The following is a 15,691-nucleotide window of genomic DNA, read 5'->3' on the forward strand; positions in this document are numbered from 1 at the left end:
CTATTCGTTGTGGGAGAAGAGCTTGAGCACCGGTACGCCGACCTTGTGGCGGGCCCGCGAGGCCCAGTCCCGGTGGAAGAACTCCTCGACGTAGTGCGGCGCGGTCAGGACGATCACCTCGTCGGCCCCCGTCTCGGCCACGACCGACTTCAGGAGGTCCAGGGGATGCTCCGCGACGACCTGGCCCACGGCCTCGTGCCCCCGGGCACGCAGCGCCTCCAGGGTCGCCTCCAGGCCGCGCTGCGCGAGGGGCTTCGCCTCTTCGCCCCGGGGCTTGTCGGGCTCGCGGACCGCTTCGTCGACCCTGCCCAGCGCCACGTCGTCGATGGCGCGCAGGAGCACGTCCGCCTGGTCGCCGCGGGGCTGCATCAGGACGACGAAGGAGACGCCCTCGTCACCGTGGAGGGTGCTGACGAATTCCACGTCGACGGACGACAGGGGCTTCTCGATCATCAATACGCTCGTGAACACGACGGGCGCCCTTCTCTTCTTCTTGGGCTCTTCTTCTCGGGACGGCGCTCCCGGGTGGCGCCGACGGCCCCCTGCGGAAACCATCCTTCCCCGTGCCCGCACGGGGTCTGCATAAGCACGTGAGTAAGCGTGTCCGGCGGAAACTGGGTGGAACGGGATATTCCACCCCCTGTCAGAACCGACGGTACTGGGTGAAAAGGAACCCGGCCTCTTCCAGTACGGACGCCAGTGCGAACCGCTGCGGAACCGCCACCCCCGGCCCGTCCGCGATCCGCTGCGCGCGGCCGGCCGTGAGCACGGGCGAGACGGTGAGACAGAGCTCGTCGAGCACTCCGGCCGTGACGAACTGCGCGAGCAGCCGCGGCCCGCCCTCGGTCAGCAACCGGGTCATCCCCCGCTCCGCCAGCGCCTCCACCGCGCGCGACGGATCCACCGCCGCACCGTCCCCCACGACCAGGACCTCGGCCCCGGCTTCCCTGGCCGCGCGGATCCCGTCGGGGGGCGCCGTGGCGCCGGTCAGCACCAGGGTGGGGACGAGGGGCGAGGTGAAGAGCGGAAGGGAGAAGTCGAGGTTCAGGCTCGCGCTGACCACCGCGATCGCGGGCGCGGGGCCCTGTCCCGCCGCCGCCCTGCGCGCCGCGAAGGCGTCGCGCGCGCGGGCCGGCCGGTACCCCTCCAGGCGTACCGTTTCCGCGCCGACGACCACCACGTCGGCGAGCGCCCGCAGCGTGCCGAAGATCCGCATGTCGGTGTCGGAGGAGATCGGCTGCGAGCGGCCCTCGTGCTGGGCGGCCCCGTCGAGCGAGGAGACCATGTTGGCCCGCAGCCAGGCTCCCGACGGGCCGCGCTCCTTCGGATACGCGTAGGCGTCGGCCAGCTCGTCGAGTCCCCACTCGCCTTCGGCGGCGGAGGCGGGGGAGAGTGTCTCGTCGGTCACAGGGAACAGGCGTCGCATGTCGTGCAGTGTGGCACGGAGCCTAGACTTGAGCCCCGTGTCGTCCTCCACCGCCGCTCATGGGTCCGCTCCCATAGCCGAAGCGGCCCCCCTGTCCCTGTGCGCACGCGAGCCGCACGTCCCCGCCGACCGCCTGGTCGCCGAGATGGTGCCGCCGCCGCGCTTCGACTCGGTGCGCTTCGATACGTACGTACCGGACCCGAACCAGCCGAGCCAGACCGAGGCGGTCCGGGTGCTGAGCGCCTTCGCGGCCGGTCTCGGCGGGGCCGCGGAGGCGGACGGGGACAAGCGGCGCTGGTTCGGTTTCGGGAAGAAGCCCGCCGCGCCCGCCGCGCCGCGCGGCGTCTACCTCGACGGGGGGTACGGCGTCGGCAAGACCCACCTCCTCGCCTCCCTCTGGCACGCCACGCCCGCACCCCGCGAGCTCAAGGCCTTCGGCACCTTCGTGGAGCTGACGAACCTGGTCGGCGCGCTCGGCTTCCAGCAGACCGTGCAGACGCTGAGCGGGCACCGCCTGCTGTGCATCGACGAATTCGAGCTCGACGACCCGGGCGACACGGTGCTGGTGTCCTCACTGCTGCGCCGGCTCGTCGAGGCGGGCGTCGCGCTCGCCGCCACCTCCAACACCCTGCCCGGCAAGCTCGGCGAGGGCCGCTTCGCCGCCGTCGACTTCCTGCGCGAGATCCAGGGCCTGTCGGCCCACTTCCGGCCGCTGCGCATCGACGGCGAGGACTACCGCCACCGCGGGCTGCCCGAGGCCCCCTCGCCGTACTCCGACGCGGAGGTCACCAAGGCGGCGTACGCCACCGGGGGAGCCAGCCTCGACCACTTCCCCCTGCTGCTCGACCACCTCGCCAAGGTCCACCCGAGCCGGTACGGGGCGCTCACGGACGAGGTGCGGGCGGTCTGTCTGACCGACGTCCGCGCGGTGCCCGACCAGTCGACGGCACTGCGGCTCGTGGTACTCGCCGACCGGCTGTACGACCGGGAGGTGCCGGTGCTGGCCTCCGGGCTGCCGTTCGACCGGCTGTTCAGTGAAGAGATGCTGAACGGCGGCTACCGGAAGAAGTACTTCCGGGCGATCTCCCGGCTGACCGCGCTGGCGCGCGACGCAAAGGGTCTGGTCGCCCAGTAGGTTTGGCCTGGATCATCATCCGCGAGAAGGGCTTTCGATATGGCTACCACGCGCCAGGCACACAACGTCTGGGAGGGCGACCTGCTCAAGGGCACGGGCACCGTGACCTTCGACTCGTCCGGCATCGGCGAGTACCCCGTCTCCTGGCCGGCCCGCGCCGAGCAGGCGAACGGCAAGACCAGCCCCGAGGAGCTGATCGCCGCCGCCCACTCCAGCTGCTTCAACATGGCGTTCTCCAACGGGCTGGCCAAGGCCGGTTCGGCACCGACCCGCCTGAACACCAAGGCCGAGGTCACCTTCCAGCCGGGCGAGGGCATCACCGGGATCCACCTCACCGTGGAGGGCGAGGTCCCGGGCATGGAGGAGGCGGACTTCGTCAAGGCCGCCGAGGACGCCAAGGCGAACTGCCCGGTCAGCCAGGCGCTGACGGGCACGACGATCACGCTGACCGCGTCGCTCGTCTGATCCGGGGCGGGCGCGTTGTCCGGACGCGCCGGCCGAGGTGTTGTGGCCCGCATGGTTCACGCGAGATCACTTGCGTGGTACACACGTGCGGGTCACAACGTTCCTGTCCGCCAACAGGGAGTTACCTCATGACCTCATCGCCCGCACCGTCCGCGTCCCCCAAGCCGTCCGCGTCACGCCGTCAAGTGCTGGCCCGCACGGGCGCCCTGGGCGCGGGCATCGCCTTCGCCGGGTCGCTGTCGGAGATCTTCGCCGGTACCGCCGCCGCCCGGGGACTGGGCAGCAGCGGCTACGGACCGCTCGTGCCCGATCCGGCCGGACTGCTCGATCTGCCCGAGGGCTTCCGCTACAAGGTCCTCTCCCGGGAGGGCGGCCCACTGCGCTCGGGCGAGGGCAGGGTTCCCTCGAACCACGACGGGATGAGTGCCTTCAGAGGTCACCGCGGCCGCGTCCACCTCGTCCGCAACCACGAGAACCGGCACACCGCCAGGATCGGCGTCCCGACGGTCGAGGGCCTGACCTACGACCCGGCCGCCAAGGGCGGCTGTACGGTCCTCGCCCTGGACGGCCGCAACAACGTCCAGGACGAGCGTGTCGGCATCGCCGGTACGGCCGTGAACTGCGCGGGCGGGCCCACCCCCTGGAACACCTGGCTCACCTGCGAGGAGAACGAGGACAAGGCCGGCACCAACGGCTACACCAAGGACCACGGCTTCATCTTCGAAGTCGACCCGGCCGACCCGCACCGCACCGGCGCCGTCCCGCTCACCGCGATGGGCCGCTTCCAGCACGAGGCGATCGCCGTCGATCCGAAGAGCGGCATCGTGTACGAGACCGAGGACGCGTTCGACCGGCCCTTCGGCCTCTTCTACCGCTTCCTGCCCGAGAAGCCGCTGGGCGGCACCGGCTCGCTGCGCGCGGGCGGCGCGCTGGAGGCGATGCGCGTTCCGGGCCTGCCCGACCTGTCGGCGGTCCAGGAGACCGGCGCGAGCTTCGGCGGCGTCGAATGGGTGCCCGTACCGGACCCGCTGGCCAGGAGGACGCCGATCCGGCTCCAGGACTTCGGCCGCAAGGGCGTCACGCACGCCCAGAAGCTGGAGGGCTGCTACTGGGGCGACAAGGCGGTCTACTTCGTTTCCAGCTTCGCGCGCAGCTCGGAGGGGTCGGCGGCGGACCACTTCGGGCAGGTGTGGAAGTACGAGCCCCAGAAGCGGCGCCTCACCCTGGTCGTGGTCTTCGGCCCGAGTACGGACATCCAGCTGCCCGGCGAGTCCCCCGACAACATCTGCCTCGCGCCCCGCGGCGGCCTGATGGTGTGCGAGGACGGCAACGGCGCGCAGCACGTGTACGGACTGACGAAGCGCGGCGAGGTGTACGCGATGGCGCGCGGCCGGCAGAACATCGGCACGCCCGAGGAGCCCGAGTGGGGCGAGTTCGCGGGCGTCACCTTCTCGCCGGACTGCTCGACGATGTACGTGAACTGCTACACGCCGGGCACGACGTTCGCCGTGACGGGCCCGTTCGACGACTGAGCCGGGCGGAGGCCGGGCGCGCGGCGGGCGCCGCGGGCGGTCACCGGGCGATCCCCGCCCCCAGGACCTGCCGGGTCGGGCCCGACCCGGCGGCCCGGCCTCCGGACAGCACGAGCAGGGTTTCGGTGCGGTTCGCGACCAGGCGCGGGTCGTGGCCGATGAGGACCGGGGCGAGGCCGCGGCTTTCCCGCAGGTCTTCGAGCAGGTCCATGACCGAGTCCGCGGTCCTGTCGTCGAGGGCCGAGGTCACCTCGTCGCAGACCAGTACGTCGGCGTCGGCCGCCAGCGCGCGGGCTATGGACGCGCGCTGGCGCTGACCGCCGGAGAGTTCGTGCGGGTAGCGGTCCGCGAAGCCGGCGGGCAGGCCGACGTGGGCCAGCAGCTCCAGGACGCGGGCCGGGGCCTCGCGGCGGCCGGCCCGCCGGTGCAGGCGCAGCGGGCGGCCGAGCGTCTCGCCGACGGTGCGGCTGGCGCGCGAACTCGCCGTCCCCGGCGCCCGCAGCGCGCTCGTCATCGGTACGGGCACCCAGGGCCGCCCCGCGCTTCCCTTCCTGCTCACCACGCTGCCGGACCTGGACCGCCTGATGCTGTCCGGCACCCACCCCGACGGCATCGCCGCCGTACGCGAGCAGGTGCGGGCCCACTTCCCGGAAGTGACGTGGAGCTCGTCACCGACCTGCGGTCCGCCGCCGGCGAAGCGGACGTCGTGGGCGCCGTCTATCTCACCGCGCCCCGGCTCGTCCTGCGTCCCTTCCTGGACTCCGGCTCGGACCAGGCGCTGGCCATCGCCACGCAGTTGCTCGTCGTCACGGCCTTCCTCCAGTTCTTCGACTGCGCGCAGAACATCGGGGTCGGGCTGCTGCGCGGCCTCGACGACACGGAGAGCGGTTTCCGCATCACCCTGATCGGCTACTGGGCGGTCGGCCTCCCCGCGGCGTGGCTCCTCGCCCACCCCCTGGGGCTCGACACGCCGGGCATCTGGCTCGGCCTGCTCACCGGTCCGGCCACCACCGCCGCGCTGCTCCTGCGCCGGTACTCCAGCTCTCTCGCCGCCCGGACCGGCACCCGTTCGGCAGTAGCGCCCGCGTAGCAACCGGAAACCTGGCAGATAATCGTATATTTTCCGTCAGTGATCATTTTTGTACGAAGATCGGCAGCAGCGGTCGTACTCGGCGCGGCTCTCGTCGGGTGCGGCAGCGGCACCGGCGCGTCACGGGGCTCGCTCGCCACCCAGCCATCGGCCTCCGCCTCCTCCGCCTCCGGGCAGCCCGCCCCCGCCCCGTCACCGGAGCGGGCCGCGCCACCCACCCTCGCGGCGGGCCCCGGCGGTCTCACCCCCGTCTTCGAACGCGCCTTCGACACCCGTACCAAAACCGTCGCGCTGACCTTCGACGCCGACATGACGGCGGACCAGGGCCCGCGGGCCGCGGGCGGCGAGCACTTCGACAACCCCGCCCTGATCGCCTCGCTGCGCAGGCTGAAGGTGCCGGCGACGGTCTTCATGACGGGGCGCTGGGCCGAGGAGTACCCGGACCAGGCACGCTCCATCGGGCGGGATCCGCTCTTCGAGATCGCCAACCACTCGTACAGCCACCACGCCTTCACGTCCCCCTGCTACGGCCTGCCGACGGTCTCCGGGCAGCGGATGCGCACCGACGTGGAGCGCGCCTTCGCAGCGTTCCGCAAGGCGGGAGCGCGGAACGTCGTCCCGTACTTCCGTTTCCCCGGAGGCTGTTACGACGACGGGGCCCTGCGCGCACTGGCCCCGGCGAAGGTGACGGCGGTCCAGTGGGACGTGGTGAGCGGCGACGCGTTCGCGCGCGACGGGGAAGCGGTGGCCGAGCAGGTCCTGGCGGGTGTGCGGCCGGGCTCGGTGGTGGTGATGCACTGCACGCGCAGCGCGGCGCCGGTGACCGAGCAGGCGGTCCTGCGGATCGTGCCGGAGCTGCGCGAGCGCGGCTACCGCTTCGTGAAGGTGTCCGAGCTCATGGAGCGCTGAGGGAGCCGAGGGAACGGGCCGGCACTTCGTACAGCGTCTCCATGCCGTCCTCCTCGTCCCACAGTTCGCCGGCCTCCGTGAAGCCGAAGCCGGCGATGGTGGCCAGGGACGCCACGTTGTCGGGCCGGATCGACGCCCGGACCGTGGTCACACCCGGCTCGGCGGCGGCCCGGCGCAGCAGTTCGGTGAGGGTGGCCCTGGCGTATCCCCGGCGGCGGAAGGCGGGGTCGACGGCGTAGCCGATCTCGACCATGCCCCGGTCGTCGGGCGGTCCGTGGAACCCGCCGTGCCCGACGACGGCGCCGCCGGGCCCGCACACCGCGAGCCGCTCGCACCAGTGCGCCCGCGCGGGATCGCCGGCCATCTGCCCGAGGCGGTAGCGCCACAGCCACAACGCGCTGTCGGTCAGGAAGAATCCGGTCAGGGCGGCCCCGGCCCCGGCACTCGCGCCGGTCAGGTCACCGTCCAGCAGGGCGGTCATGACCGCCCCGTCCAGCCGCACGAAGCGGATCTGCTGCTCGTCCCGATCTGTCACCATGCGGATCATCCCGGGGCCCCGGCACGCTGTCCACCGGATTTCACCCCGAGCAGGCCGTGCGCTGCGCCTCCTGCCATGCACAGACGGGGCAGTACACGACGCCCTTGACCGACTCCGGGTACTCGGTCGGCTTCCGGCACAGCACACATTCGGCGTACGGCGGGGTCTTCTCGTCCATGCGTACGAGCCTACTCAGCCGCGCCGCGAACTGAGCGCGCAGACCACCGCGGCCGCACCGCCCGCGATCAGCGCGGCGAGGACGAACGGCACCACCGGAGTGTGCACCGCTCCGGTCCGCGACCCCGTGACGAGGCCGGCGACGGCGGACCGCGCCGGCGATCCCGCGGCCACCAGGGCCAGCAGCGCGCCGAGCGCGGTGGCCGGCACCGACCAGCCGGGCCTGCGCAGCAGCGGCCGGGTGCACAGCGCGCCGACCGCCGCCCCGACGAGCGCGCACACCAGCACGGCGAGCAGCCCCGCCAGCGCGGCCGGCCCCGGCAGAACGGCCACCCGCCCGTCGCCACTGGCCGCCTTGCTGATCAGCGCCACCACAGCGGTGGCCACCCCGCCGAGGACGACGGCGCCGCCCAGCGCGGCGAGCAGGCACGCGAGGTGAACCCGCGCGGGCGAGGTCGCCGCGGCGGCGCAGTCGCGGGCGGCGGGCGGCTCGTTGGCCGTGCAGATCCGGACGAGCCAGGCGGTCACGGGCAGCAGGCCGGCGGCGGCGTACCCGAGCGAGTCGAGCACCGGCTGCCCGGGCCGCACCCCGACGACGAGGAACACCCCGTACAGCAGAACGGGCGGCAGCCACCGCTGCGACCGCAGGAGCAGCGCCACCTGATACCGGACAAGCGCACTCACCGCCCGGCCCGCCTCCCCACCGGCGCAGAGCCTCCGCCGTCGGCGTCTGCCGCGTCTGCCACGTCTGCCGCATCCGGCAGCGCGGCACTGTCACCGTGCCCGGCGTCCCGGAGGTCCGGGGCGGCGGAGAGCACCCCTCGCACGTGCCACGGCGGACGGGCGCCCAGGAGCGCTCGCAGCACCGCGTCCGAGTGCACCGCCGGCACCGTCAGGCGTACGCCGCCGTCCGGGCCGCGCACCACTTCCGGGGCTCCGGGCAGCCCGGCCGGCAGCGGCGCTCCCTCCGGGCCCACCGCGTCGATCCGCGTCCGGGTCCCGGACGCGGCCGCACCGGCGCCGGCGGCGGCCGCCCGCACCACTCCCCCGCCCCCGACCCGGAGCACCGCGTCCACCGCTCCCGCCAGGCGCCCCGCGTCGTGGTCGACGAAGACCACCGTCGCGCCGGCCGCCACCCGCTCGGCCACCACCCGGTCCAGCTCGCCGCGGGCCCTCGCGTCCAGCCCGGTCCACGCCTCGTCCAGGACGAGCAACTCCGGTTCCGCGACGAGCGCCTGGGCCACGGCGACCTTCTGGCTGGTGCCCTTGGACAGCTCGGGCAGCGGTGTACGGGCGTACCCCGCCGCCCCGAACCGCTCCAGCCACTCGCCGGCCCGGTCCCGCGCCACCGACCGCTCCAGCCCGTGGATCCGCCCGAGGTGAACGAGGTACCCGGTGGCGGTGAACGGCAGCACCGCCGGGAAGCGTTCGGGGACGTACGCCGTGCGCGGCCGCCCCTCCACCCGCCCGGCCGTGGGCGCGTCGATACCCGCGAGCAGCCGCAGCAGCGTCGACTTCCCACTGCCGTTGGCGCCCTCGACCCGCACCAGGGCACCCCCTCGCCGCACCGGTCCGGACAGGCCGGAGCCGGGACCGAGGTCGAGGTCCACGCCGCGCAGGATCCAGGGGCCGCCGACGCCGTACCGGCGGCCCACTCCGACGAGTCTCAGCACCGTCAGCCGGACGCCTGCTTCTCGGGCTTGAACTCGCTCGGCCGGACGATGACGAAGCCGTCGCCCTGGAGCATCAACTGGACCGCCTCGCCCGAGCCGCCCCGGATCATGGAGCCGACCGACTGCGAGCGGTGCAGCGACGTGCTGAGCTGGGCACTCCAGCCCACCACCGCGTCGGTGTCGACGTACACCGGCTGCTGCTGGGTCACGGGGATCACGATGGGGCTGCCCTCGCAGATCACGGCGAGCTTGCCGTATCCGGTGAAGAGGCTGTTGAAGAGGCCGCCACCGGTCATGCCGGCGCCCTTCACCGTCTTGATCTCGTAGGAGAGGGTCGCGTCGAAGCACAGCACGTTGCGGCCGTTGACGGTGAGCGCGTCGCCCTGCTCGATGTCGACGATGAAGCAGTTCTGCGCCTCGTGCGCGAACCACGCCTCGCCCTGGCCGCGCACCGCCATCAACGCCAGGCCCTCGCCGGTCACCGCGCGCTTGAGCATGCCGCCGATGCCCTGGCCCTTGCGCTCGAACTGGAGGTTGCCGCGGAAGGCGATCATCGAACCCTGCCGGGCGTGCATCTCTCCGTTGACCGCGTACTTCACCGACTTGGCGTTCTGGAGGGTCATTCCGGGGACAGTCGCCTGCTGCGCCATGTTCTCTGTGGCAAAAAGATCGCTCTTCATGCGGAGCATCCTCGCCCGGAGCCGTTGGTTCCGCCAAGCTGTCCGGGAGGAGGTGTCCTCCGGCCCGGCTGGCAGACTGGGCCGGGTGAGCGACAACGGCATCCCCGAGACCCCCGGCAGTCCCTTCCGCCACGAGCGGACGGCGCGCGACGAGGCCCCCCAGTTCGTGCTGCCCCTCGTCGTGCACATCGAGAAGGCCGATCCGCCGGCCCGTACGGACGCCCTGGAGACCGCGGCCCGCGCGGTGCTGACGATGCTCTGCGACGAGCGGTCGCTGGGCGAGGGCGAATGGGCCGGGGCCGTGCGGCTCTGGCAGGACGCCCGGATCCGCAAGGTGGTGCGGCGGGCGCGCGGCGCGGAGTGGCGCAAGGCGTCCGCGCTGCCCGGCATCACGGTCACGGGGAACGCGGGGAACGCAGAGGCCGCAAGGAGCGCGGCGGAGGTGCGGGTCTTCCCGCCCGTGCCGCTGGACGGCTGGCCCAAGGAGCTGGCGAAGCTCCAGGTCTCGGGGACGGACCTGGACGATCCGGAGCCCCCGGCCCCGGCCGCCGCCGGCGGCGCGGTGCTGTGGCTGAGTCCGGATCTGGACATGTCGGCGGGCAAGGCGATGGCGCAGGCCGGCCACGGAGCCCAGCTCGCCTGGTGGGAGCTGTCGGAGGTGGAGCGAAAGGCGTGGCAGGCCGCCGGTTTCCCGCTCGCGGTGCGTACGTCCGAGGCCGGGCGGTGGCGGGAGCTCACCGCGAGCGGGCTGCCGGTCGTGCGGGACGCGGGGTTCACCGAGATCGCGCCCGGCTCCTGCACGGTGGTCGCGGACCATCCGGCGCTGCGCGGGGCGCCGCGTCCCTGAACCGGGGTTCTCCCGTACGCCGTTGAACGCGTCGGATGCGTCACACGTACCCACGGATACCTGCAAGCAGGTTGTCCGGCCGTCCGGCAGACGGTTGGTTCGTCGGTGTCATGTATCGGCCCGGGAGACATCTTGTTGCGACGTATCAACGGAACCGCGCTCGTCATCGCGGCACTTGTCGCCACCATCGGCGCGCTCGCCTTCCCCGTCTGGTCCTACGCGGACCGTTCGGGCACCGGCCAGGCCAATCTGAACGCCTCCACGGTCGCGACCCGGTGGGGCCCGCTCTCCGCCACCGACCGGGACCTGCTGGTGAAGGTGCGGCTGGCGGGCCTGTGGGAGCTGCCCGCCGGCCAGCAGGCGATCGAGCGCGCCCCGAGCGAGGCGATGAAGGAGGCCGGCGACCACCTGGTCGTCGGCCACACCGACCTCGACAAGCGGGCCCGCACGGTGGCCGCCCAGCTCGGCGTACCGCTGCCCAACCAGCCCACCGAACAGCAGCAGGGCTGGCTCAGGGAGCTGTCGGCGGCGAGCGGGCAGGAGTACGAGCGGAAGTTCGCCAACCTCCTGCGCAACGCGCACGGCAAGGTCTTCTCCCTGATAGCCCAGGTCCGCCACACCACCCGCAACAGCCTCATCCGGCAGCTGGCGAGCGACTCCAACCAGACCGTCCTCGACCACATCACCATGCTGGAGGCCACCGGCCTGGTCGACTTCGACGCCCTGGCGAACGAGGCCGCGGGCACCGCAACCGCCAGTCCCTCGGGTCCCCCGCCGCCCGACGGCTCGGTCACGGTCCCGTCGCCCCCGCCGGCGGAGCCGACCGGTGACCAGACCTTCACCTCGCGGCCCTCCGCGCAGCCGGAGGGCGAGATCGGCAGCCCGGCGGTCAACACGGACCGCCCCGCCCCGTCGCCGTAACCTCAAATCAACCTCTGAACGTCCCCTCCCGCGGATTCGCCGCCGCCCGCCGGGGCCATTACCCCTGCACGAAGCGGTGGAGGGGGAACCATGGAACGTCTCGGTACGGGGATCGGCTGGCGGCCGGAGACAGCCGACGCGGTGGAGCGGCTGCCCGGGATCGACTGGGTCGAGGCGGTCGCGGAGAACATCTGCCCCGGCCACCTCCCCGACTCCCTCCTCCGGCTGCGCGCACGCGGCACGCGGGTGATCCCGCACGGCGTCTCGCTGGGCCTGGGCGGCGCCGACCGTCCGGACGAGGGCCGGCTGGCGGACCTGGCGGCGACGGCCGATGCCCTGGGGGCCCCGCTGGTCACCGAGCACATCGCGTTCGTACGGGCGGGCGGCCCCCTCACGGCGAGCCCGCGTCTGGAGGCGGGGCACCTGCTGCCGGTGCCGCGCACCTGGGACGCCCTCGACGTGCTGTGCGAGAACGTCCGCGTCGCGCAGGACTCCCTGCCGGTGCCGCTGGCGCTGGAGAACATCGCGGCGCTGGTCAACTGGCCGGACGAGGACATGACGGAGGGCCAGTTCCTGGCGGAGCTCGTGTCCCGTACCGGCGTCCGTCTCCTGATCGACGTGGCCAACCTCCACACCAACCACGTGAACCGGGGCGAGGATCCTTCGGCCGCGCTGGACGAGCTCCCGGTGGAGGCGATCGCCTACGTCCACGTGGCGGGCGGCGTCGAGAAGGACGGCGTCTGGCACGACACACACGCCCACCCGGTGTCCCGGCCGGTCCTCGACATCCTGTCCGACCTCCGCTCGCGCACCGACCCTCCGGGCGTGCTCCTGGAACGCGACGACAACTTCCCGCCCCTGGAGGAACTGGCCGGGGAGCTGACCAGGATCCGCACGGCCCTGGCGGCCCCGCGCCGCCTCACCCCCGGGCGCAGGGCCCCCGGCCCGCCGGACGGAGGCCGCGCCGGAGCCCCGGCACCGCTCCGTCCCGCACGCGCCGCCGACGCCGGTCCGGACCGGGACGCTCCGGACGAAGGCGGCGCCCGGGACGGCGGCGGCCCCGAATGCGCCCCCGCCCGCACGCGCCTCGCGCTCGCGCAGACCGCGCTGCTCTCCGCGCTCGTCGCCGGGGCTCCCGCCCCCGCCGGGTTCGACGCCGCGCGCCTGCGGGTGCAGAGCCGCGCGCTCGCCGGCAAGCGGGCCGACGTCGTGGCCAAGGTCGCCCCGGAGCTGCCGGAGATCCTCGGGAGCGGCTACCGTGCCGCGTTCCTCGCGTACGCCGCGTCCCGCCCCATGACGTCCGGCCACCGCCGCGACGCGCTGGACTTCGCCGAGCACCTGCTGGCCACCGGTCGGCCCGGGAACGACGCCGCCCGCAGGCTCCTGACCCACTGGTGGCAGGACCGCGCGGCCCCGCGCCCGCCCCGTCGCACGACCCGATTCGTCCGTGCGGCGCGTGCCGCACTCCTCAGGAAGTGACACGCCGATGACCCTGGCCCTCCCGGCCCTGCTGATCACGCTCGCCGTGGTCGCTGCCTCCCTCACGCTGACCCTCGGTGTCCGGGCCCTGCGCCGGTCCTCCGGCGGCCCCGCCCACGCCCACGACCTCATGGAGGTCGCGTTCCTGAACGGCGGCCCCTCCAGGGCCGTGGACACCGCGCTCGCCACGATGCACTCCGACGGCCGCCTCGCGATCGGCGGCCCCGGCATCGCCTCGGCGCAGAGCACCCTCGCCCGCGACCCGGTGGAGCGGACCGTGTTCGCGGAGCTCGCCGCCGCGCCCAACGGAGCGCTGCACACCCTGCGCCACGCGGTGATGCGCAGCGCGACGGTTCAGGAGATCGGTGACAGCCTGGCGTTCCGCGGCCTGATGGTGGAGCCGCGGGCGGCCCGCAAGTGGCGCTCCGGCAGCATCGCCCTGCTGGTGGCCTGCGCCCTCGGGGTGCCCGTCACCCTCGTGGTGACGATGGTGGTGTCGGTCCTGGAGGAATCCTCCGCCCCGTTCGTCCTCCTGGCGCTGCCCGCCCTGGTCCTGGGGATCGTGTGCGGCGCGGTCAACGCGTCCCGGGCGGGGGCCAGGGTCACCCCTGCGGGCCGCGCGGCGGTCAGGGCGTACCGGGCCGCGCACGCGGACCGGTACGACGTGGGCCACCTGGTCGCCCTGAACGGCCTGCGGGCACTGCCCGACCGCGTGCTGTGGGAGCAGTTGCGGACGGCGGCGCGGCTGACCCCCGGCATGGCCCGCGCCTCTTCCCGCAGGCCGTCGCCGGCCAACGGCGACAACAGCACCGCGTACGCGACGGTGCCCGTGGTCTGGTGCGCCGGTTCCAGCTCCGGTGCTTCGAGCTGCGGCTCCGGCTCGGGCGGCTCCGGCTCGGGCGGTTCGGGCTCCGGGCACGACTCGGGATCGGGGGGCTCCGGCGGGTCGAGCTGCGGCAGCGGCGGCGGATCCAGCTGCGGCAGCAGCGGTGGGTCCAGCTGCGGCGGCGGGGGCGGATCCAGCTGCGGAGGCGGATCCTGACGGACGGCGCACCCCCGCTCTCCCCGCCGTCCGGCGGGGGCGCGCCGCCCTCACGGCTCGTCGGGGTCATTGACCCCGACACCGCCCACCGGTGCTTTACTTCGCCAACCGCCCCACGAAGTATCCCTTTTGTCATGTAACTGCACGAAGGGAACGCGATGAGAGCACTGGTGATGTACGGGGCCCTGGCATCCCTCGGCTCCCTGGCCCTGACCCCCCTCGTCGCCGCCCCGGCGGGCAGCGCCGAACCCCCCGCCTCCCCCGAGGCCCGCGGCACCGCGCTCGCCGCCCAGCGCGCGGCCGCCGCCGGCATCGCCTTCGGTACGTGCCCCGAGGCCGAGGCCCTGCCCGCACCCGTCGAGTGCGGCACCTTCGAGGTCCCCCTCGACTACGCCGACCCCGGCGGCCGCCAGATCTCGCTGACCGTCAGCCGCGCCCGCGCGACCGGAAAGCCCGCCGCACGCCAGGGCGCGCTCGTCTACAACCCCGGCGGCCCCGGCGCCTCCAGCATGTACTTCCCGATGGCGGGCGCGATGCCCGAGTGGAAGCGGGCCGGCGCGGCGTACGACCTCGTCGGCTACGCCCCGCGCGGCGTCGGCCGCTCGGCCCCGCTCTCCTGCCAGGACCCCGAGGACTTCGCCGAGGCGCCCAGCCAGTCCCCGACGCACCCCTCCCACGCCTACAAGCAGCAGCAGATCGCCCGGGCCAAGGCGTACGCCGACGGCTGCGCCCGCAGGGCGGGCGGCGCGCTGCGCCACTACACCTCGCTCAACAACGCCCGCGACCTGGACGTGCTGCGGGCGGCGCTGGGCGAGAAGAAGCTGACCTTCATGGGCGCCTCGTACGGCACCTACTTCGGCGCGCTGTACGCGACGCTCTTCCCCTCCCACGTACGCCGCATGGTCTTCGACTCGCCCGTCAACCCCGACCCCCACCAGATCTGGTACCGCAACAACCTCGACCAGTCGCTCGCCTTCGAGGGGCGCTGGAAGGACTTCCGCACCTGGGTCGCCAAGCACGACCGGACGTACCGCCTGGGCGCCACGCCCGACAAGGTCCGGCTCAGCTACGAGAAGGCGCGCGCCCGGCTCTCGCGCGAACCGGCGGGCGGCACCGTGGGCCCCGGCGAGCTCCAGGCGGCGATGCTGAGCGCTGGTTACTACGACGACTACTGGGCGATGCGCGCCACGGCCCTCTCGGAGTACCTGAAGGGCAATCCGAAGCCGCTGATCGAGCAGGCGTCACCCCGGCCCGAGGCGATGCGGGACGAGGAGAACGGCAACGCCGTCTACACCGCCGTCGAGTGCAACGACGCGCCCTGGCCGACCGACTGGCCGGTGTGGAACCACGACAACAGCCTGCTCGCGCTGCGCGCGCCCTTCGAGACGTGGGACAACGTGTGGATGAACCTGCCGTGCGCCTACTGGAGCGCGCCGCGGCAGCAGCCCCTGGACGTCGGTGCGGGGCCGGGTGAACTGCCCCCGACGCTGATCCTGGCCGCCGAGCGGGACGCGGCGACGCCGTACCCGGGCGCGCTGGAGCTTCAGCGGCGGCTGGCCGGATCGGTGCTGGTCACGGAGCGGGACGCCGGCACGCACGGCATCGGCGGCGGCGAGAACGCGTGCGTCAACGGTCACCTGGAGACGTATCTCCTGACCGGCCGGACACCGGTGCGGCGCGCGCAGTGCGCGCCGCACCGGGAGCCGAACCCGGTGTCGCTGGACGAACGGGCGGTGGCGAAGGAGCCGGTGCCCGCTGTCTGATCTTCCGGGTCGGG

At 73.5% G+C, this 15,691-nt stretch carries 17 protein-coding genes and 1 pseudogene; 10 read left to right on the forward strand and 8 right to left on the reverse strand.

Annotation, left to right across the window (positions count from 1 at the left end):
* Positions 1-471: an indole-3-glycerol phosphate synthase gene (locus tag BN1555_RS06265; RefSeq protein WP_093798455.1), complete on the reverse strand. Its 471-nt coding sequence runs from the start codon at positions 469-471 to the stop codon at positions 1-3.
* A gap of 172 nt (positions 472-643) precedes the next feature.
* On the reverse strand, positions 644-1,426 hold the full coding sequence (locus tag BN1555_RS06270) for a pyrimidine reductase family protein (RefSeq protein ID WP_093803230.1): 783 nt from the start codon (positions 1,424-1,426) through the stop codon (positions 644-646).
* Positions 1,427-1,463: 37 nt separating this feature from the next.
* Here BN1555_RS06270 and zapE point away from each other — a divergent pair, with 37 nt between their 5' ends.
* From zapE to BN1555_RS06285, 3 genes are all read left to right on the forward strand, one after another.
* Positions 1,464-2,561 (forward strand): cell division protein ZapE, encoded by a 1,098-nt coding sequence (zapE, locus tag BN1555_RS06275; RefSeq protein ID WP_093798456.1) that lies wholly within the window; start codon positions 1,464-1,466, stop codon positions 2,559-2,561.
* A gap of 39 nt (positions 2,562-2,600) precedes the next feature.
* Positions 2,601-3,026 carry an OsmC family protein gene (locus BN1555_RS06280; RefSeq protein WP_093798457.1) on the forward strand — a complete coding sequence of 142 codons (426 nt, stop codon included), beginning with the start codon at positions 2,601-2,603 and terminating at the stop codon, positions 3,024-3,026.
* A gap of 128 nt (positions 3,027-3,154) precedes the next feature.
* Positions 3,155-4,558, forward strand: coding sequence for an alkaline phosphatase PhoX (locus BN1555_RS06285; protein WP_093798458.1), 1,404 nt, complete (start codon positions 3,155-3,157; stop codon positions 4,556-4,558).
* A 40-nt stretch (positions 4,559-4,598) separates the two neighbouring features.
* Here BN1555_RS06285 and BN1555_RS06290 read toward each other — a convergent pair whose 3' ends face one another.
* A complete protein-coding gene (locus tag BN1555_RS06290; protein WP_255305905.1) occupies positions 4,599-5,117 on the reverse strand; it encodes an ATP-binding cassette domain-containing protein in 519 nt (172 codons plus the stop codon).
* Between the two features lie 144 nt (positions 5,118-5,261).
* Between BN1555_RS06290 and BN1555_RS06295 the strand changes: the two are divergent.
* Positions 5,262-5,648, forward strand: a pseudogene (locus BN1555_RS06295) (MATE family efflux transporter); the annotation flags it as partial.
* A gap of 39 nt (positions 5,649-5,687) precedes the next feature.
* Positions 5,688-6,557, forward strand: coding sequence for a polysaccharide deacetylase family protein (locus BN1555_RS06300; RefSeq protein ID WP_093798460.1), 870 nt, complete (start codon positions 5,688-5,690; stop codon positions 6,555-6,557).
* Here BN1555_RS06300 and BN1555_RS06305 read toward each other — a convergent pair.
* From BN1555_RS06305 to BN1555_RS06320, 5 genes are read right to left on the reverse strand one after another with little or no spacing between them, the layout of a single operon-like run.
* Positions 6,544-7,095, reverse strand: a complete 552-nt coding sequence (locus tag BN1555_RS06305; protein ID WP_255305906.1) for a GNAT family N-acetyltransferase — start codon at positions 7,093-7,095, stop codon at positions 6,544-6,546. The two genes, BN1555_RS06300 and BN1555_RS06305, sit on opposite strands and share 14 nt — an antisense overlap.
* Positions 7,096-7,135: 40 nt before the next feature.
* Positions 7,136-7,273 (reverse strand): hypothetical protein, encoded by a 138-nt coding sequence (locus BN1555_RS38860; RefSeq protein ID WP_176709970.1) that lies wholly within the window; start codon positions 7,271-7,273, stop codon positions 7,136-7,138.
* A 14-nt stretch (positions 7,274-7,287) separates the two neighbouring features.
* Positions 7,288-7,956: an ABC transporter gene (locus tag BN1555_RS06310; RefSeq protein WP_093798461.1), complete on the reverse strand. Its 669-nt coding sequence runs from the start codon at positions 7,954-7,956 to the stop codon at positions 7,288-7,290.
* Positions 7,953-8,942, reverse strand: coding sequence for an ATP-binding cassette domain-containing protein (locus tag BN1555_RS06315; protein WP_093803233.1), 990 nt, complete (start codon positions 8,940-8,942; stop codon positions 7,953-7,955). The genes BN1555_RS06310 and BN1555_RS06315 overlap by 4 nt, the downstream gene beginning before the upstream one ends.
* Before the next feature lie 5 nt (positions 8,943-8,947).
* Positions 8,948-9,625, reverse strand: coding sequence for an AIM24 family protein (locus BN1555_RS06320; RefSeq protein ID WP_093803232.1), 678 nt, complete (start codon positions 9,623-9,625; stop codon positions 8,948-8,950).
* Between BN1555_RS06320 and BN1555_RS06325 the strand changes: the two genes are divergently transcribed.
* The 5 genes from BN1555_RS06325 to BN1555_RS06345 all read left to right on the forward strand — a co-directional run bounded on the left by BN1555_RS06325 (position 9,624) and on the right by BN1555_RS06345 (position 15,677).
* Positions 9,624-10,472, forward strand: coding sequence for a peptidyl-tRNA hydrolase (locus tag BN1555_RS06325; protein WP_093798462.1), 849 nt, complete (start codon positions 9,624-9,626; stop codon positions 10,470-10,472). The two genes, BN1555_RS06320 and BN1555_RS06325, sit on opposite strands and share 2 nt — an antisense overlap.
* 135 nt (positions 10,473-10,607) lie before the next feature.
* Entirely contained in the window at positions 10,608-11,393 is a 786-nt protein-coding gene (locus tag BN1555_RS06330; RefSeq protein WP_176710251.1) for a DUF4142 domain-containing protein, read from the forward strand.
* A gap of 90 nt (positions 11,394-11,483) precedes the next feature.
* Positions 11,484-12,872, forward strand: a complete 1,389-nt coding sequence (locus BN1555_RS06335) for an MbnB/TglH/ChrH family RiPP precursor modification enzyme (protein ID WP_093798464.1) — start codon at positions 11,484-11,486, stop codon at positions 12,870-12,872.
* Between the two features lie 7 nt (positions 12,873-12,879).
* Positions 12,880-13,914, forward strand: coding sequence for a TIGR04222 domain-containing membrane protein (locus BN1555_RS06340; protein ID WP_107081062.1), 1,035 nt, complete (start codon positions 12,880-12,882; stop codon positions 13,912-13,914).
* Between the two features lie 158 nt (positions 13,915-14,072).
* The gene (locus BN1555_RS06345; protein WP_093798465.1) at positions 14,073-15,677 is read left to right on the forward strand and encodes an alpha/beta hydrolase; all 1,605 of its coding nucleotides are present in this window, start codon (positions 14,073-14,075) and stop codon (positions 15,675-15,677) included.
* Positions 15,678-15,691 lie beyond the last annotated feature (14 nt).

This window comes from Streptomyces sp. Wb2n-11 (assembly GCF_001049855.1).
GTDB lineage: Bacteria > Actinomycetota > Actinomycetes > Streptomycetales > Streptomycetaceae > Streptomyces > Streptomyces altiplanensis.